Raw genomic sequence first — 18,291 nt, forward strand, 5'->3', positions numbered from 1 at the left:
ATTTATTCATTATTTTTATTTGATTGAGGTTTAGAATATGTATGAAATAATAATTCATAAAATAACAATTCTGTATCTAAATAATTGACTTTATTAGATTTATAGCTAATAATTTTTTTAGTATAAATATTGGGATTTTTAGCTAGGGCAGTGGGAGAATTTTCAAAATCCTTAGAATCAAATCGGTTAATTCTATCTAGTTCATCTACTTTAAATACCCAACGATAATTTTGAATTTTGATCACGATCATTCGTTGATAAATTACAGAGTCTTGCTTTATTTTAGATAAATTATCTTGATTTTTATCCTGACTTCTTTTTAATTGTAAAAGATTCTCTAAAGCCATACAAGTAATAAGTTCTCCTCGAATATTAACAATCCCTCTTAATATACTATTACTCCGATGAGGTAAAGTATGAACCGGCAAAATTTGCGTAATTTCTTTAATAATATCAACGGGTAAAGCTAACCATTCTTCCTCTAACCGAAAAATAATGACCGAAGTAGCGGCTTCTTTTGAAGTGTTAGTTTGTTGAGCATCTTGCGGAAAAGGTGGTGCTAGTAAATCTGCCCATTCTTCTAAATACCCTGCTGGTGCTTCTCGTTGAAATAAAGCCCGCCCAATGGATGAATAGACTGAACAGTTACGACAGTGAATTACCTCTTTTAACTGAGGACAAGATTTGTCGCCACTAATTCCAATTTGATTTGAGCAATTATTAGTAATTAATTCCATCAATAACTCAGAAAATACTTAAGAAAAAAGCCAAAAATATTTAATTAAAAATGTTTCTGTGATCTGGCTCAGACATCGCTCAAGACATCAAACATTTTTGAACCTCTCTCTATTTTACTATCACTCCAGAACCTGGATAGCCAAATTAGCTATTCCTGTAGCCGGACTTTTATGAGTTTTTTTGTACTATAAAGCCTCGTTTCCATAGCCTTCTTAGGTAAACAGTAAAATTACCTAATTAATAAAGAATAGACAAGATTTTTGGTTGATTACTTTATCAAATCTTGTTAAAACTCGGCAAAAATTCATCTTAATTTCATCAAAATTTGAGGAATTTATTGTAAAATTTTGAGTATATTGACGACTTTAGAGGTGTTTAAGATAAGCCGTCTCTTAAGCGCCTCTTATCTTTTATTTTGGGAAAGAGATTATTCTCTAAGTAAACCGATGATATCTGCTGAAAATCATATCTAGAATTTTTTTTGAAGATTTTATCCCAAAAATATGCCTTTTTTTCCAGTAATATAACAATTTAACCCCCTATTAGACATCTAATTCCACAATCTTGACTTGATAGCAATTTGGCTCGGAAGATACATAAAGCAGAGAGTATTTTGGTACTTCGCTCTATGAGGAAATATTATTGATTAAAGGTTCAGAAGCTACCATTACCGAATTTGCCTATTACCCTTCTCAGCTTTCTACCCAGTAAAATTTTTTTCTGTTGTGTATATTATTAACTATAAAGAGAGTTTTTTGTCCAGTTGTAATTAAGTTTTTTCTTAACTGTCTTAACTGTCTTAACTGTCCTTTACTTGTTAGATTTCTATGACAATCAAGAAAAACTGAATCAGGTCTTTAACGTTTGATAAAGGGGTAATAAATCCCAATTTACAGAATTGGGTTTCCATCTTGGCAGCTAATCAGATAAAATACCTTGAAAAAGTATATTTTTATAAGCTATGAATATGGGATTGCCTGGTTATTATTACTATGACCCAAAAATTTTTGAATTAGAGATGAAAACTATATGGTGTAATAGTTGGCAATGGGTGGCTAGAGTCTCAGATTTACCCAAGAAAGGGGATTATTTGACTTACGAAGCAGGAGAACAATCTATAATAGTAATTAATCAGGGAAATGGCCAATTAATAGCAATGCACAATGTTTGTCCCCACAGAGGAGCCAGTTTAGTGCAGGGAAAGGGAAACTGTCATCAATTAGTCTGTCCTTATCATGCTTGGGTTTATAACCTAGAAGGTCAACTGAAGAATATTCCTCAAGCTAACCTTTTTGAAGATTTAGACTTTTCCACGATTCAAATTCAACCAGTACAACTGGATACTTGGGGTGGGTTTATTTTTGTTAATCTGGCAAATAGTTCTGAATCTTTAAGTGATTATTTGGCGGGATTTTCCGATTATTTAAAACAGTATAATCATCCTTGGGAAGATTTGATTGAGGTTGCCCGTTGGTCTTATACTGAAGCCATTAATTGGAAATTTATTGTGGAAAATTATGTGGAAGACTACCATTTTAATACTCTTCATCCAAAAAGTTTAGATTTATTTGATTTTAAAAATGTTTACACAACTACAAGCGGCCGTCACTGTCTGATAGAAGTTCCTTATACTCAGGAAGAATTCGCTGATCTAAAACTTTCTTTGCCCTGGGAACCTCAGAATTTTTCTTATCAAGGTTATATTTTTCCTAATTTGATGGTTAATACTGATAATCATCATGTTTCGCTTTGGAGAGTTGTACCTATTAGCCCTATTAGTACGCGGCTTGAAATTATTATTTATCAAACAAAAATGCAGCTTTCAAACTCTTTTCGTGCCTCCGAAAAATGGAAAATTATCTTTGACCAAGTGTTGCAAGAAGATTTCGCAATTTGTCGGAATCTACAGAAAAATGCTCACTCAATGGCTTATCAAGTTAGTCATTTAGCCAGGATGAGAGAACTCGGTATTGCTCATTTTTATAAGGTTTTATCGGAGTTTTTAGTCATTAGTTATTAGTCATTAGTTATTAGTTATTAGTCATTAGTCAGTTGTTCCCCACACACCTCTATTCTAGCCGCTCAATGGGGGCGAGGGTAGGGTCTAAAATTTTTCGTCCTAACCCTGGAAATAAAATGGCTAAATTAGTGCTTTTTCCTCCCGCTAAAATATGGGTAACTTTGCCTTCTCCATAGGCAGAATGAAAAACGCGATCTCCCACTGACCAATTATTAATTATTTGCCCTTTATTTTGAGTTTTTTGCTGTTTACTTGTGCGTTTTTTAATGCCATTGCCGCTTATTAATTCTGAGGGTAATTCTTGTAAAAATCGAGAGGGAATTTTATCTTCTCGGTTTCCCCAAGAAAACCTCACTTTAGCAAAGGTCAAAAATAATTGTTCTTGGGCACGAGTTAAACCCACATAACATAAACGGCGTTCTTCTTCTAGGGATAACGGGTCATTTAAACTACGAATATGAGGAAATAATCCTTCTTCTAATCCTACCAAAAAGACCACAGGAAACTCTAACCCTTTAGCCGAGTGTAAAGTCATTAAAGACACTTTTTGCTCCCCTTCTTTTAGCTGATCTAAATCTGAAGCTAAAGAAGCTTTTTCTAGATAATCTTGTAAGCTGGTTTCTTCATACTCTTCTTGAAACTGTTGCACAGCATTTAACAACTCATTAATATTAGCTATACGGTCTTCAGCTTCATCGGTTCCTTTTTGTTGTAATTCGGCAATATATCCTGTTTCTTGCATCACCCGGTCTAGCATCTCAGCCGCCGATAAAAACTCGGTTTGTGCTTGAAATTGTTGGATCATTTTAGCAAATTGATTGACACTTTTGGCGGCTCGTCCAGCTAAGGTATTCACCGAGGTTTCATCACTAATAATTTCCCACAAAGGGACACCTAATTCTTTAGCCGCTCCTTGTAAAGCCTCCAGAGAAGTTTTTCCAATTCCGCGACGCGGCGTGTTGATTACTCTTAATAAACTAACTGTGTCTGAAGGGTTGACAATCAACTTTAAATATGCTAGTGAATCTTTAATTTCTTGACGGTCATAAAAGCGGAAGCCGCCCACCATCGTATAGGGAATATTACTTTCAATTAACGCCTCTTCAAATGAGCGAGAATGGGCATTAATGCGATATAAAATTGCAAAACTCCCCCAATCTAATTCGGGATTTTCCTGCTTTAACTGTTTAATTTTTCGGATGACAAAACCCGCCTCATCTCGTTCATCATCGGCCTTATAACAAAAAATATCCTCGCCGATACTGCGGGTTGCTTTTAAAATTTTCTCGATCCGTTGTTGATTATTTTCAATTAATTGATTAGCGGCTTGCAGAATATTTTCTCGAGAGCGATAATTTTCCTCAAGTTTTACCATTGTGCGAGTCATCTCATCCGGCAACCCATCCCCAAAATCAGCTTGAAAATTCAAGAGAATGGTAAAGTCCGCCATGCGGAAACTATAAATTGATTGATCCGCATCTCCCACCACAAAAATTGAGCGGTCTTGCCAATTCCATTCACTTTTGCGGGTTTCACCATTGGTCGTTAACAAACGAATAAACTCATATTGAATGCGGTTAGTATCTTGATATTCATCCACCAAAATATGTCTAAATTGGTTATGCCAATAGCCCAAGATTGTCTCATTTTGTTCAAACAGGCGCACAGGGATTAAAATCAAATCATCAAAATCTAAAGCATTATTAGCCGCCAATTGTTTTTGATATTCTTCATATACCTCAGCCACCACCTTACCCTGATAATTAGGATTTTCTCTAGCATATTGTTGAGGAGACAGGCCTAAATTCTTAGCATTACTAATCTTATAGCGAACCGTTCGAGGTTCAAACTTTTTCTCATCCAATTGCAATTCTTTAGTCACAATACTCTTAATCAAACTTTGGGCATCCGACTCATCCACAATAGAAAAATTACTTTTCCAAGACCGTCCCCGTTCATCTTGATACTTATTAATATCGTAGCGTAGGATGCGGGAACAAAGACTATGAAACGTTCCTATCCAAAGCTTTTTCGTGACCGTTCGATAAACCTTTGAGAGTAACTGTTTTTGTTCATACTCTGATAATAAACTAAAGCGTTGCCCATATTTTTCTTGAGCCAACTCATCAGCAAAAAGCCTTTCGAGTCTTTCTCTCATCTCTCTAGCGGCTTTATTGGTAAAAGTTACCGCCAAAATATGTTCCGGTTCCACTTGATGGTAGCGAATTAAATGAGCAATACGATAAGTCAGGGCGCGAGTTTTACCGGAACCTGCCCCCGCCACTACCAACAAAGGACCACAATAATGTTCAACTGCCCGACGCTGAGAAGGATTAAGTTGACCCAGATAATCTAAACTAACAGACATACACTTAACAACCAACACTAAACCAATACTAAACCCAAAAGCCCTTTGCCTCCTCTTTGCGTCCTTTGCGCTATGGGGCGAAACCTTCTAACCCTCAACTAACCCCTTAACCAAAGTATCAATTTTTTGACGAAACTCCAACCACCCCATCATAGCCTGACTTTCAGACTCAACCCCTTTTTTCATCAACAGAGCATCATCTTTAAAACCCATAACCCCATATTCCCGACTATTAATCAGTTTATCCAAATGTTCAACCGAATAAGCTACTTCTCGGCGTTCCTTTTTTATCACAGACTGAGAGGGATTTAATTGCCATAGATCAACAATTATATATTCTACCGATTGAACATTGCCTTGGTCATCGCGAAATTGAACATCGGGAAATCTGAGTACAGCGCGTCTTGCCGACATTTGGGGGACAAGATAGCGGCTGGCTGAAACACTCGCATCTGAGGGAATTTGAGCCAGGAGAGTATTAACCTGATCAACATGATGCCATTGTACCGTAAGCGGACGATAAGCCCAAGGACTAAACGAGTCCGGCATCAGGAAAAACCAGGCACGATGGGGGTTACCCGTGAAAGTAAACAGCAGAGACAAACCGAGACAAATTTTCCAAAAGCGGCGAATTTTCGGTTTAAACTTATCTTGATGACCTGACCACCAAATAATTGCCCCAAAAAATAACCCAGGAATTAAAGCCACTGCATAGCGTATAGTAATAGCAAAGCGCTCATCACCCTGTTGTAAGAATAGCTGTGCTAGGGGAAAAGCGATACATAGCCACGCCGCCGATGCTACAGCCGGAATGAGTCCTAAAGGCAACCATTGACTCAATAAATAATCTAACTTTTTTCCGATGGGGCTGACCAATTCTACCAATAGCCGCCAGGGGTTAGAAATCATACTCCAGATAATCTCTAAAGTTGACGCTTGTTCATGGGTAGCAAAATGACCAAAGCGTTCAATCATAAATCGTTTTGAGATATCGTCAGAAAATAGGGGCATAATCAGGTTAGTCAGAGCCAGCATATAAGCTAAACTGATGGTACACACGGCTAACCCTATCTGAGGAGACTTATCTCGGAAGACAAAATACACCCCTAAGCTAAATAAAATCACCCCGGCATCTTCGCGGATGGCTAGTATTAAAGCCGCTAGTACCCAAAATAACCACCAACAGCGTTTAGCATGGGCTAAGAGAAGTCCAAAAGCAAATAGAGGCAGTTGAGATAAATCAAAAAAGTTGCCTAATGTGGGCCCGATAACCGCATTTGCCCCATAATAACTCCAGGCAATCATAACCGCTATTTGGGGCGGGAGATAATGTTTAGCAAGGAAATATAAAACAATACCTCCAGCCGTCATTAAAATCACTTGTAGGACATTGAGGGTAGCGGCAGAGGGGAAAAGGGCGTATAGGGGTAGCCAGAGTAGGAGGGCGGGGGTAAAATGTTGTCCGAGGCGATGGTAACTGACGGAGGGAATTTCTCCATTATGAATGACGTTTGCTGAGAGGGAAGAGGAAAGGGTACTCTCGAAGAAATGACCGTGAAGACTATTCCAAAATACCTGATTAAAGATACCGTGATCCGTGTTGCTGTAGAAACTGTAATAACGATGGACGGCAAAAAAGAGGGTTAAGCTAAAAAATAGACTTGCGGCGATGATAACGGGTTTTAGTTGCTCATCCTCTCGCCATCGTGATACCCAAGTTTTTCCCATCAGTGCCTTAACTCCTTTCGTCCATCCAGCCAAAGATTAGGGTAATCGACTTCGAGATTAAAAGCAAGGTTTCACGTCTATATCTGTTTTAATTTTTTTTCACGCAGAGACGCAGAGGCAAAAGAGGCGGCACAGATGTTACTTGTCTCGATTTTCTCGAATCAGATGGCGTAATTCTTCAAGCAATACATTAAATCTTTCATCGGTTTCTGCTTGGCGTTGTTTACTTCGTTCCATTTCTTCTTCAAATCTATCCATTTTTTATTCAAATCTATCCATCCTTTCTTCAAATCTATCCATTCTTTGTTGATTTTGTGCGACAACTTGTAGCAAAGCTTGTGCGGTTATTCTTAAGCCATCAATGCTATCTTTTATCTCACTAACGCTTAAAGCCAACCCGTCGAGCATTTCATCATTCCAACGTTCAACTGCCATTTTATCTATCTTATATTGCTGTAAATGTTCCCATTTTATCCGATTTTTTGGCAATATTAATTAGATAATTGCCTGTAGCAGTGCCTTAATTACCAGATAAATTTGAGGATAAACGGGTAAGTTTTAAGCCGCACCGTAAGCCTCCAGGGAGTATTTTGTATCAAGATGAAGATTTTTCTCCACTATGCCCAAAGAACCATTGGGTTTTAGTGAGTGGGCAACGCCCACCCTACAAAAAAATCAAACCGGACAGGCTAAGACAAAAGGCTGTACAATCAAAGCACTAAAGGTTTTTTTAGGGTCTTCATTCCAACTCATCAATTGTTGTGCTGAAGGTTTGTAAATTAACTGTTGACTCATCCACTCTTGCACCAGAGGAACATTATCTAGAGCGATCGCTTCTGCTACTTCTACCAGGTTGAGGGAATTAGCAACTATAATTAACGCATCTCTTCCGGCATGAGGTTTTAGGTCATTCCATTCAATATCTGCAAGTTGTTCACTCAGTTGGGTTTTAAGGTCTGACATGATGAGAAAAATAATGGTCTTTTATTCGGTTTAATACATTTGAGATTTTTTAGCAACGCTATGAGTCAGATTGTTTAATTTTTGTCATAGTCATATCCTTAAACCAACCTCGTCGCCAGAAAAAGATCACTAGAGAAATGGCAATCCCCCCCATAGCCGCTAGACAAGCCGGATAACCCCAATACCAATTTAATTCTGGCATATTCCAAGGTGAAACATCTGTATTAAAATTCATCCCATAAATACCAGCAATAAAAGTCAAGGGAATAAAAATGGTGGAAATAACGGTAAGAATTTTCATTACCTCATTCGTTTTATTAGCAAAAGAAGATAAATAAACATTCATCAATTCTCCCAATAATTCGGAATACACCTCAATGAGGTCAATAATTTGAACAGCATGATCGTAACAGTCCTTTAAGTCTCTTCTTACTGGTTTACTGATCAGAGGTACGCTGTCTTTCAGGAGATAATTTAAGGCTTCTCGTTGGGGCCAAATTGCGCGGCGTAAGGCGATTAATTCTCGTTTAATGGTATAAATTTTTCCTAGGGTTTTATCGCTTGCTCTTAAAATCACTTCATCTTCTAACTCTTCTATTCTCTCTCGATAAGTTTCTAAGACTACAAAATAAGTATCAATGATGGCATCCCATAAAGCATAGGCTAAATGATCAGCGCCTCGACTCCGAATTATTCCTTTATTATGACGAATGCGATCACGCACTAAATTAAAACAATCTCTTTCGGGTTCTTCTTGTACAGTCAGGACATAATTCTGTCCTAAAATTATACTGACTTGTTCTTGCCAAAATCCTATTCCTTTTTCTTTGGGAATGACCATTTGCGTAATAATCAGTAATTGTTGAGGATGTTCTTCAACTTTTGGCCGTTGGGGAACATTAACAATATCTTCTAACATTAAACGGTCTATATGAAAAATTTCCCCTAAACTGAGTAAGCGTTCTTCATCTCCTAATCCTAAGACATCAAACCAAGAAACTGAAGGACTTTCTAAATAAGCCGCACAATCAGAGGGGGTTAAATTACTTAAACGAGTCGCTTGATTAGCATCATAGTCAATTAGCACTATTTCAGAACCTTTTGCCGTTGAATCTATTTTAATCGTTCCCGGCATAGTACCCGGTTGATTGTAATAGTAATCAAATAAATCATCCTGAAATTGTTGAGAGTGAATTGACGGAAAGGGATAATTCATAAATTTTTAATAGGGGGGATAGGTTAACAGTTAACAGTTAATAGTCAACCGTTATAACTGGTGAGCGATAATCTATAAATTCTAACTTCTAACTCCTGCATAAAAACCTCTTGCCTCCCTATTTACATCAATTGATACTTTTCTTGGGCTAATTGATAAAGTCTGCGCCAAACGAGACGATTAGTCAAGACCACCAGTAATGACATCACGCCAGTTGCCGCCAATAATAAGGGGAAATTCCCTGATGCTGTGGCAACCGAGATGGTTTCTCCTAATCCTGTAGTGGTGAGGGTGTGTCCTTGAAAATGAACATATTCACTCACAATACTGGCATTCCAAGCGCCCCCCACCGCCGTAATAATTCCCGTAATTAAATAGGGAAAAATACCCGGTAAAATCACCGTTTGCCAGCGTTCAATCAAAGACAGTTTATAAATTTTAGCCGCTTCAAACAATTCTGAGGGAATAGACTGCGCTCCGGCGATGACATTAAACAGGATATACCACATCGTCCCCAACATCATCAGTGCCACCGAACCAATTTGTAATCCGCCGCCTAACCTGGCTAAAAATAATAACAAAACTGGAAATAATGCCGTAGCTGGTACAGAAGCCACTATTTGCACAATCGGCTGTAAAATTTGCGCTAGTTTCGGATTACGTCCTATGGCCACTCCCACCGGCACCGTCCACAGCAGCGACAAAATTAAAGCCGTCATCACTCGTAAAGCACTCTCAATTGCGCCAATCATTAGCTGCCGCCAGTCGGATAAATCTAACGTCCTTAATAACAATACTGCCTCCCAAGTTCCCCAAATCACAATAAACGCAAAGCCGCTTACAAATAACCCATTAAACCATCGTCCTAAAGAAGAAGTTTTTCCCGAAAAAGATCTCCGAGAAAAACGAGTCAGGGTTTGATTTAATCCTCGGTCCACATTTTGCCAAAATGGTTGCAAAATTTGTTGGGAAAAAGCCCGTAAAGTAGGTGAGCGCCGCAAGAAATCTAATACTTCTGATTGGGGAGCATTTTCTGAGGTCACCATCTCAAACTTAAACCGTTCTACCCAAGCAATTAATGGTCGCCATACTAAAAAATCTAACAGCACAATAACCCCAATTAAAACCATTAACCCCCAAAAGATTGCACGATAATTTCCTTCATCAGCCGCTTTCGCTAAAAATGACCCTAGCCCCGGTAAGCGAAAACTCCGTTTACCCAAGGTAAAAGATTCGATAGCTATTAAAAAAAACCATCCCCCGGCAACGGACATGACGCTATTCCACACTAATCCAATGGCCCCTATCGGTAATTCTAATGTCCAAAATCGTTGCCAAAAGTTCAGGCGGTAAATACGCGCCGCTTCTAACAGTTCTTTAGGAATATTCGATAAAGACTGATAAAAGCTAAAGGTCATATTCCAAGTCATGCCGGTAAAAATTAAGATAACCGCAGCAATTTCTATGCCGATTCGTTGCCCCGGAAATAAACCAATCAGGGCTAATACTACTCCCGGTAAAAATGATAATACCGGAATAGATTGTAAGATATCCAGTAACGGTAAAAGAATTTGTGCGGCTACGGCAGAACGATAGGCCGTATAAGCATACACCAAGGTAAATCCCAAGGATAAAAAATAGGCTACAGTCATTCTTAATAACGTTTGAGCCGTATAACTTGGTAACTCACTCAAATTAGTATTAATTACCAACTTCGGGTCATATACGCCACTAAACTGAGCGGCGGTTTTCACAATACCTAACAGTAGGGCAATAATAGCGAGAATCAATAGACCATCTTGCCATGACCAACCTACTCTTTGTAAAAGTTTATTTGCAGGTGTAAGAGGACGAGTCATATTAGTTATTAGTCATTAGTTATTAGTTATTAGTCATTAGTCATTAGTTATTAGTCATTAGTCATTAGTTGCCTGTTCAGGGTTAACTATTAACTGTTTACGGTTAGCTGTTCACTGTTCTCTAATAAAGCATCTTCTTCTAGAAAGATCTCTCCGGCTGGTTCATTATAACTGTAAAGTTCGGCATAACGTCCCCAGTCAATAGCAGTATTTAATTGTTTTTGGGCTTCTTCAGTACCAAAATGATTTTCCAGAAGATCTAACATTAATTCTTCGGGGATGCGCTGGTTTTGCTTAGAACGACACAAGTTATAAATCTGCTGCACTAAACGAATATGATTAAGTAATTGCTGACGCACGATTTGTTTTCGTTCGTCTATGCCGCCGTTAATAAATTCTAGTGCTAAAGGTTTTAAGCCAATATCTCCTTCTACTAAGTCAATAAAATCCATTAATTTAGCCGCTTCTACAATCGGCAATAAATCATCCACTTCTAACTGCAATTCTTGCCCGAGACGATAGAGATCTTTTTCGTGACGGTCTTCTAAAAGTTCCAATAACCCCGCAACTGAACCAATGCGAACCGCCGGTAATGATTGATATTTTTTTTGGGTAGATTTTTCGGGAGCAACGCTTGGGGTTTCCGACTCAGATGTGTCTAAATCTGGGTTAGTGAGAATGGTATAAATCCGGTCAACAATGGCCTGAAAATTCGCACTTTTGCGGTCCCGGTAGTGTTTTAAAGTGACGGGAAAATCAGCCCGGATACGCCCGGGATTACGCCCTAAGACGATAATTCTATCTGCTAGTAATACCGCTTCTTCTATCCCGTGAGTCACAATTAAAACCGCTTTCGTAGGAATACGCCGTTCTAACCATAAATCTAATAGTTCTATCCGTAGGTTTTCTGCGGTTAAGACATCCAAGGCCGAAAAGGGTTCATCCATACACAAGAGTTCGGGTTCTACGGCTAAAGCCCTTGCAAAACCCACCCGTTGCCGCATTCCCCCCGATAATTCTTTTGGATAGGCGTTTTCAAAGCCATCTAAGCCAATGACGTCGATCATCTGCAAGGCTTTTGGTCGTCTGGTGTCTGTGGGGACTCCCTTCGCTTTTAAGCCGAGTTCTACGTTTTCTAGCACCGTGAGCCAGGGATATAGCGCAAAGCTTTGAAATACTATGGCTACTCCCGGATTTAAGCCGCTTAAAGGGCGATTGTGATATAAAATTTTGCCTTCACTTGGGGGGATTAATCCTGCAATCATCCGCATCAACGTTGATTTTCCTGAGCCTGAAGGACCTAATAAAGCAACAATCTCTCCGACTCGTAATTCTAAGTTGATGTTTTCTAGGATGCTGATCGCCTGCCTATTCGGTTGGATGTAGGATTTACCTGTGTTTTGCAGGGTTATTAACGCTTCTGTTTTTGTTTTGGCTACCATATTCAATCTACTTTTACCCTCCTGTTATTCAAGTAAGGTCTATCTGCTTTGCTAGGACTACTAAAGTGCTAACATACTTTTTCTTCAGGCAGAAAATTTTTAGGATTTACTTTTTTTCGCCCTTATGCACATTTTTTGAATTTTGTCAACTCAATTCAAAAGGACTATTTTTAAGAATGTCTTGCTGGGATTTTTGGCTTTGGCTAAAAAGTTCTTTTGAGCGGCAACTTAAACCGATTTATTAAGGTTGTAGAGAGAGGAGAGAAAAAATTGGTTATAAAAAGAGCAATTTATTACGGTACACCGATGATACCAAATGGCTGAAAGCTTGTAAATAGGTTCGAGAGTTTTTTATTTTTCGGGGAGTTAATCGGAAAAATCTTCAGCTTTACGTTTTGATTTTGGTAATTTACTCAAGTTATTGATAAGTATTTATAATACCAGTGCCACTTCATTCCTTCTCACCTTTAATCATAGAATATTTGTCCGCAGATGAACCTTGCCCTGAACAAAATGAAGGGACAGATGAATGCTGTATTTTGTCGGTTCGGGACTTAGCCCAACAGGATATAATGCGGATGTTGCATTCGGAAAAATAATAACCCAAAACAATTATGCTAAAAAAGCGACTTTTTCTCCATACATTAATATTTATATCCTTACTAATAAGTATCCTTCTAATCAAACCTATACCTACCCTAGCCGCCGAATGTGGGCAATCTCTATTTAAAGAGCAAATGCTATCACCTCAACTTGAACAAGTGAAAAGCCGCTTTTTAGAAGAAGCCAATGCCTTTGTCGCCGATACCAATGTTGATAGTATTTTTGAAGTTAACATCGACGGAAAATCCATAGAAGAGATAGAACAAATTCTTACCGATAATCAATCAAACTACTTTGTAGCCAGTACCAGCAACGGATTAGCGGCTGTTTCTGATGGGTTTTCCCAAACTTATAACTCTGTAGATGGGGAATGGAAAAAAACCGTAAAAGTTACCACTCAAAACCGGCAAGGAAAATCTATTACCCCCTATATTCAAATTTTTTATGAAGACAATCACGGTGGAGTGATTCGCTTAAAACCCTACGGTAATACAGATGCACCCGCTAACTTAACCCACTTAAAAAAAGCTCACGGTACTAAATACTATAAAAACGATCCTCAAGGGGATTTATCTTGGGAAAATGAAGCGTTTAAAATTTATGGTTACCAACCTCTGCCCAAGTCTCCTACAGACGTGAAACTCCCTGATGGCATTGTGTATGGTACTCCAGAAGCCGAAAGTTTTCTCGCCCAATGCTGGACTTATTATACTCATGTCCCACTCGATAATATTTTCGATTAACCGATAAGCGACTTAACGCTAGGTGGGCCATGCCCACCCGACAAAACTATTCAATCCCTAATACACTAACCATCAAAGCCTTTTGAGCGTGCATACGGTTTTCGGCTTGGTCCCAAACTCGGGACTGTTTCCCTTCAATGACCTCTGAGGTAATTTCTTCTCCTCGGTGAGCCGGTAAACAGTGCAAAACAATTGCCTCTTTGTCAGCATAACTTAACAATTTTTCATTCAATTGGTAAGGCTGAAAGACTGGAATTCTAGCATCAGCCGATGCTTCTTGTCCCATAGAAGCCCAGACATCAGTATATAAAACATGAGAGCCTTTAGCCGCTTCAACCGGGTCTTTAGTGAGGAAAATTTCGCCGCCATGACTAGCCGCCAATGCTTGAGCCTGCTCAACCACGCCACTATCGGGTTTATAATCATCTGGGGTAGCAATACAGACTTTCATTCCCATCAATGCCCCACCTAATAAAATCGAATGAGCCACATTATTGCCATCTCCGAAATAAGATAAAGTGATGCCCTCAAGGGTGCCAAAACATTCCTGGATCGTCAATAAATCTGCTAAAATTTGACAAGGATGTTCTAAATCACTTAAGGCATTAATAATAGGAATATCAGCATAATGGGCAAAAGTTTGCAGGTCTTCTTGCTTAAAAGTACGTATGGCTAATATATCCAGATAGCGAGCAAGTACCCTAGCCGTATCAGAAATCGGTTCTCCTCTACCCACTTGAGTAACACTCGGGTTGAGGTCTATCACTTGACCCCCGAGTTGATACATAGCTGTGGTAAAAGACACGCGAGTGCGAGTAGAAGCCTTGTAAAAGAGTAGTCCTAAAATTTTCTGGCAGATTGGCTTTTTCTCTCCCTTCTTCAAATCCCTAGCCAGTTGTAACAACGCGCTTATTTCCTTGGTGCTGAGATCAGCAATACTTAAGATATCCTTTCCCTGTAACGCTTTCAGACTCATTTTCTTTGTCCTACTTATGTATGTTGTGGTTTTGCTGCAAGAAGCTTTTATTATATCGATTTTTTCATGGCTCCGGAACAGTGCCTTAAAACTTATTTGATCAAGTTGAGAAATTTTCGGGGTTTTACCGACTTTTTTGAGTCAATTTTAATTGAAGTTTGAAAAACTTACTTTGAATATTCTGTCTGCTATAGTCCCCTTAAAATATTTTTATGGACCCTTATTTTGAGGGGCTTTTTATGAATATTGTCAAGTATTTTTAGCTAATATAAGTATTTTAAATAAAAAAAAATTATGTTTTTTGTTATTGGAAGGGGTAAATAAAAGTGTATAGTTAATTTAATTAGCCTAATTTAAGCTCAATAATTTCTCAAAAAGAAACCCGTGAGTTTTTAAATTATGACTTAATCAATTCATGACATTAAGCTAATGCTATCAGAACGAGTAGAAGATGCTTTTATCAATTTGTGACAACTCTACTATTAAAGGGACTGAGGTTCAGTTATGTCATCTTTAAAACAAAAAGCCATCAAGGGAACAGTCTGGACCATAATGGGTTATGGAGGGGCTAACATCCTCAGACTAGCCAGTAACTTAATTTTGACTCGTCTGCTAGTTCCGGAGTTATTCGGACTGATGGCTTTAGTTAATACCTTTATCATGGGTATAGCCTTATTTTCCGACATTGGAATTGGGCCTAGCATTATTCAAAATAAACGTGGCGATGATCCAATCTTTCTTAATACAGCCTGGACTTTACAAGTAATCCGTAGTTGTGCCATTTGGTTACTCAGTTTAGGAATTTGTGTTCCTGTATCTCATTTTTATAACGAACCAAGACTACTCTGGCTGTTGCCTCTGGTAGCCCTAAACGTATTGATTAACGGTTTTCGTTCTACTAAATTGGCAACAGTTAACCGCCATTTAATGGTGAGTAAGCTAACCATTTTTAATTTAACAGTACAAGCCATTAGCCTGATAGTTACGATTGTTTGGGCTTTTTTTAAGCCTACCATCTGGGCACTGGTAGTCGGGAATTTTTTCTCATCAATATTGGGGCTGGTACTCAGTTACAGGATCATTCCCGGAACCGGTAATCGCTTTGCCTGGGATAAAACATCTCTTAAAGAGCTTATTTCTTTTGGCAAATGGATATTTGTTTCCACCATGATGACCTTTTTGGCTTCACAATCTGACAAACTGTTCATGGGGAAATTATTTTCTACAAAAATGTTAGGTGTCTATACCATTGCTGCAACATTTTCTGAAATGCCAAGACAGATCTTAGGCGCTATCAGCGGCCAAATTATTTTTCCGGTAATTTCAGCACAAAAAGACTTACCCCGTCAAGTTCTTCGAGCTAAAATTTTACAGAAACGTTGGTTGATTCTAGTAGGAATGATAGCGGTTCTTTTGCCTCTAACTTGCTTTGGAGATTTACTCGTCCTGAACTTGTATAAAAAAGCCTATTATGACGCGGCTTGGATGCTGCCAATTCTGGCTTTAGGAATGTGGCCGGCTGTCTTAAACCAATCTATGAGTCCAGCTTTAATTGCCATTGGAAAACCCTTTTATAACGCGGCTGGTGACTTTTCTAAGTTTATGTTTATGGCTATTGGTTTACCCCTTGCCTTTCATAAGTTAGGAATTGTCGGACCGATCTTGATTATTGCTTTTAACGATTTACCGAGTTATATTGTTATGAATTATGGCCTGTGGCGAGAAAAACTGTTTGCTTTAAAGCAAGATATCCTGGCTACTATGTTACTCATAACAGTCTTGAGCGTAGTTTTAATGGGCCGCTATCTGTTGGGTGGGGGGACTCCCATTGATAGAATTATACAAATTCATTAAACGAAACACCGCAGAATTTTTGAGTTGGTTGTTTAAAAATATGGAAACTAGACGAATCGCAGAAATTTTAAAACAGGCACAACCCGATGAAACGGTTACTATTGGCGGATGGGTAAGGACAAAACGGGAATTAAAAGGATTTGCCTTTATGGAAGTTAATGATGGTTCTTCTATGGCGAATTTGCAAGTGGTTTTAGACCCACAAGTCCCCTCTTATGACAGTTTATTACAACAAATTAACACGGGGGCTTCTGTCGTCGTGACAGGCACTCTAGTCCCTTCCCCCGGAAAAGGACAACGCATAGAACTCAAAGCCACCTCAGTCACCCTCTACGGCGAAGCTGACCCCGAAACCTATCCTCTACAAAAAAAACGTCATTCCTTTGAATTTCTGCGAACGATCGCTCATCTTCGAGGACGTACCAATACCCTCGGGGCAGTTATGCGGGTTCGCAATGCTTGTGCTAATGCCATACATCGCTTTTTTCAAGAGAGAGGCTTTCTCTGGGTCCATACCCCCATTATTACCGCCAATGACTGTGAAGGGGCAGGAGAATTATTTACCGTAACCAATCTAGATTTAAAAAAACTCCCCCGCAACGAACAACAAGGGATTGATTTTAGTCAAGATTTTTTTGGTAAACGCGCCTATCTAACCGTTAGTGGTCAACTCGAAGCGGAAATTATGGCCCTGGCCTTTCAAAATGTTTATACCTTTGGCCCTACCTTTCGAGCAGAAAACTCGAATACTTCCCGCCATTTAGCTGAATTTTGGATGGTTGAGCCGGAAATGGCTTTTTGTGACTTAGATGGGGATCAAGACTTAGCAGAAGCTTTTCTTAAATACATTTTTAAATCTGTCCTCGATAGCTGCCTCGAGGATATGGAGTTTTTTAACCAACGTATTGATAATACGGTTTTAGAAACTGCTGAGAATATCATTAACAATGAATTTGGACGCATTACTTATACTGAAGCTATCGAATTACTCGAAAAAGCTGACCGTAAATTTGAGTATCCGGTCGAATGGGGCATTGATTTACAATCAGAACATGAACGATATTTAGCCGAAGAATTGTTTAAAAAGCCGCTCATTGTGACGAATTATCCTAAAGATATTAAGGCCTTTTATATGCGTCTCAATGATGATAATAAAACTGTAGCGGCGATGGATGTTTTAGCACCTAAAATTGGTGAAATTATTGGAGGTTCTCAACGGGAAGAACGCTTAAATGTCCTCGAAGAACGAATCAAACAAATGGGGATGTTGCCCGAGGATTTATGGTGGTATTTAGATCTGCGGCGTTTTGGTACGGTTCCTCATGCCGGTTTTGGTTTAGGGTTTGAACGAGTAGTCCAGTTTATGACCGGCATGGGCAATATCCGCGATGTGATTCCTTTCCCTCGCACTCCTTTAAGCGCAGACTTTTAAATATTAGTCATTAGTCATTAGTCATTAGTCATTAGTCATTGGTCATTGGTCATTAAATCTCATTTGTATAACTATTAACGGTTTGCTACTAACGACTATTGACTATTGACTATTGACTATTGACTATTGACATTACTCAATGGTAATCGATTGAGGTCCGCTTCCATTGGCCGCAGGCGTATCAGAATCCTGAGAATAAGTCGAGATTCCCTGTTTCTCTAACCAGGTTTTGAGGGGATCTTCAGAGAGTCTTAACCTAAATACTCCTGAGACAAAGCCTCCTAGAAAAGCGATGGGTTGTCCAATGGCTTCTTTAATCAAGGGCTGTAATTCATCGAAGAACATAGTA

At 38.9% G+C, this 18,291-nt stretch carries 14 protein-coding genes and 1 pseudogene; 5 read left to right on the forward strand and 10 right to left on the reverse strand.

Annotation, left to right across the window (positions count from 1 at the left end; all coding sequences use genetic code 11):
- Window positions 1–2: 2 nt before the first annotated feature.
- Window positions 3–737 carry a chemotaxis protein CheW gene (locus tag CYAN7822_RS13565; RefSeq protein WP_013322840.1) on the reverse strand — a complete coding sequence of 245 codons (735 nt, stop codon included), beginning with the start codon at window positions 735–737 and terminating at the stop codon, window positions 3–5.
- 962 nt (window positions 738–1,699) lie between these two features.
- On the opposite strand from CYAN7822_RS13565, the gene CYAN7822_RS13570 reads away from it, so the two are divergent.
- Window positions 1,700–2,758 carry an aromatic ring-hydroxylating oxygenase subunit alpha gene (locus CYAN7822_RS13570; protein WP_013322841.1) on the forward strand — a complete coding sequence of 353 codons (1,059 nt, stop codon included), beginning with the start codon at window positions 1,700–1,702 and terminating at the stop codon, window positions 2,756–2,758.
- A 49-nt stretch (window positions 2,759–2,807) separates the two neighbouring features.
- Here the strand turns inward: CYAN7822_RS13570 and pcrA are convergent, their stop codons facing one another.
- From pcrA to CYAN7822_RS13605, 7 genes and pseudogenes are all read right to left on the reverse strand, one after another.
- On the reverse strand, window positions 2,808–5,126 hold the full coding sequence (pcrA, locus tag CYAN7822_RS13575) for a DNA helicase PcrA (RefSeq protein ID WP_013322842.1): 2,319 nt from the start codon (window positions 5,124–5,126) through the stop codon (window positions 2,808–2,810).
- 87 nt (window positions 5,127–5,213) lie between these two features.
- Window positions 5,214–6,854: a DUF2079 domain-containing protein gene (locus CYAN7822_RS13580; protein ID WP_013322843.1), complete on the reverse strand. Its 1,641-nt coding sequence runs from the start codon at window positions 6,852–6,854 to the stop codon at window positions 5,214–5,216.
- A 138-nt stretch (window positions 6,855–6,992) separates the two neighbouring features.
- A pseudogene (locus CYAN7822_RS13585) lies at window positions 6,993–7,289 on the reverse strand (hypothetical protein).
- A 240-nt stretch (window positions 7,290–7,529) separates the two neighbouring features.
- Window positions 7,530–7,817 (reverse strand): DUF2288 domain-containing protein, encoded by a 288-nt coding sequence (locus CYAN7822_RS13590; protein ID WP_013322844.1) that lies wholly within the window; start codon window positions 7,815–7,817, stop codon window positions 7,530–7,532.
- Window positions 7,818–7,875: 58 nt separating this feature from the next.
- Window positions 7,876–9,033, reverse strand: a complete 1,158-nt coding sequence (gene corA, locus CYAN7822_RS13595) for a magnesium/cobalt transporter CorA (RefSeq protein ID WP_013322845.1) — start codon at window positions 9,031–9,033, stop codon at window positions 7,876–7,878.
- A gap of 122 nt (window positions 9,034–9,155) precedes the next feature.
- Entirely contained in the window at window positions 9,156–10,892 is a 1,737-nt protein-coding gene (locus CYAN7822_RS13600; RefSeq protein ID WP_013322846.1) for an ABC transporter permease, read from the reverse strand.
- 89 nt (window positions 10,893–10,981) lie between these two features.
- Window positions 10,982–12,334, reverse strand: coding sequence for an ABC transporter ATP-binding protein (locus CYAN7822_RS13605; protein ID WP_013322847.1), 1,353 nt, complete (start codon window positions 12,332–12,334; stop codon window positions 10,982–10,984).
- A 443-nt stretch (window positions 12,335–12,777) separates the two neighbouring features.
- Here CYAN7822_RS13605 and CYAN7822_RS37700 point away from each other — a divergent pair, with 443 nt between their 5' ends.
- Entirely contained in the window at window positions 12,778–12,933 is a 156-nt protein-coding gene (locus tag CYAN7822_RS37700) for a hypothetical protein (protein ID WP_157871813.1), read from the forward strand.
- 15 nt (window positions 12,934–12,948) lie between these two features.
- Entirely contained in the window at window positions 12,949–13,680 is a 732-nt protein-coding gene (locus CYAN7822_RS13610) for a hypothetical protein (protein WP_013322848.1), read from the forward strand.
- Window positions 13,681–13,726: 46 nt separating this feature from the next.
- On the opposite strand, the gene argF is transcribed toward CYAN7822_RS13610, so the two are convergent.
- Window positions 13,727–14,656, reverse strand: coding sequence for an ornithine carbamoyltransferase (argF, locus tag CYAN7822_RS13615; RefSeq protein WP_013322849.1), 930 nt, complete (start codon window positions 14,654–14,656; stop codon window positions 13,727–13,729).
- Window positions 14,657–15,160: 504 nt separating this feature from the next.
- Here argF and CYAN7822_RS13620 point away from each other — a divergent pair.
- Both CYAN7822_RS13620 and asnS read left to right on the forward strand, forming a co-directional pair.
- Entirely contained in the window at window positions 15,161–16,510 is a 1,350-nt protein-coding gene (locus tag CYAN7822_RS13620) for an oligosaccharide flippase family protein (protein ID WP_013322850.1), read from the forward strand.
- Window positions 16,511–16,550: 40 nt separating this feature from the next.
- Entirely contained in the window at window positions 16,551–17,942 is a 1,392-nt protein-coding gene (asnS, locus tag CYAN7822_RS13625) for an asparagine--tRNA ligase (protein WP_013322851.1), read from the forward strand.
- A gap of 132 nt (window positions 17,943–18,074) precedes the next feature.
- Here the strand turns inward: asnS and CYAN7822_RS13630 are convergent, their stop codons facing one another.
- On the reverse strand, window positions 18,075–18,287 hold the full coding sequence (locus CYAN7822_RS13630) for a ssl0294 family protein (RefSeq protein WP_013322852.1): 213 nt from the start codon (window positions 18,285–18,287) through the stop codon (window positions 18,075–18,077).
- Window positions 18,288–18,291: the final 4 nt, after the last annotated feature.

Origin of the sequence: Gloeothece verrucosa PCC 7822, from assembly GCF_000147335.1 — a bacterium.
GTDB classification, from domain to species: Bacteria; Cyanobacteriota; Cyanobacteriia; order Cyanobacteriales; family Microcystaceae; genus Gloeothece; species Gloeothece verrucosa.

What these genes read in the sequence shown, in the direction of transcription:
- CYAN7822_RS13565 (WP_013322840.1), bottom strand. Translation starts at nt 737, where the DNA reads ATGGAATTAATTACTAATAATTGCTCAAATCAAATTGGAATTAGTGGC.
- CYAN7822_RS13570 (WP_013322841.1), top strand. Translation starts at nt 1,700, where the DNA reads ATGAATATGGGATTGCCTGGTTATTATTACTATGACCCAAAAATTTTT.
- pcrA (WP_013322842.1), bottom strand. Translation starts at nt 5,126, where the DNA reads ATGTCTGTTAGTTTAGATTATCTGGGTCAACTTAATCCTTCTCAGCGT.
- CYAN7822_RS13580 (WP_013322843.1), bottom strand. Translation starts at nt 6,854, where the DNA reads ATGGGAAAAACTTGGGTATCACGATGGCGAGAGGATGAGCAACTAAAA.
- CYAN7822_RS13590 (WP_013322844.1), bottom strand. Translation starts at nt 7,817, where the DNA reads ATGTCAGACCTTAAAACCCAACTGAGTGAACAACTTGCAGATATTGAA.
- corA (WP_013322845.1), bottom strand. Translation starts at nt 9,033, where the DNA reads ATGAATTATCCCTTTCCGTCAATTCACTCTCAACAATTTCAGGATGAT.
- CYAN7822_RS13600 (WP_013322846.1), bottom strand. Translation starts at nt 10,892, where the DNA reads ATGACTCGTCCTCTTACACCTGCAAATAAACTTTTACAAAGAGTAGGT.
- CYAN7822_RS13605 (WP_013322847.1), bottom strand. Translation starts at nt 12,334, where the DNA reads ATGGTAGCCAAAACAAAAACAGAAGCGTTAATAACCCTGCAAAACACA.
- CYAN7822_RS13610 (WP_013322848.1), top strand. Translation starts at nt 12,949, where the DNA reads ATGCTAAAAAAGCGACTTTTTCTCCATACATTAATATTTATATCCTTA.
- argF (WP_013322849.1), bottom strand. Translation starts at nt 14,656, where the DNA reads ATGAGTCTGAAAGCGTTACAGGGAAAGGATATCTTAAGTATTGCTGAT.
- CYAN7822_RS13620 (WP_013322850.1), top strand. Translation starts at nt 15,161, where the DNA reads ATGTCATCTTTAAAACAAAAAGCCATCAAGGGAACAGTCTGGACCATA.
- asnS (WP_013322851.1), top strand. Translation starts at nt 16,551, where the DNA reads ATGGAAACTAGACGAATCGCAGAAATTTTAAAACAGGCACAACCCGAT.
- CYAN7822_RS13630 (WP_013322852.1), bottom strand. Translation starts at nt 18,287, where the DNA reads ATGTTCTTCGATGAATTACAGCCCTTGATTAAAGAAGCCATTGGACAA.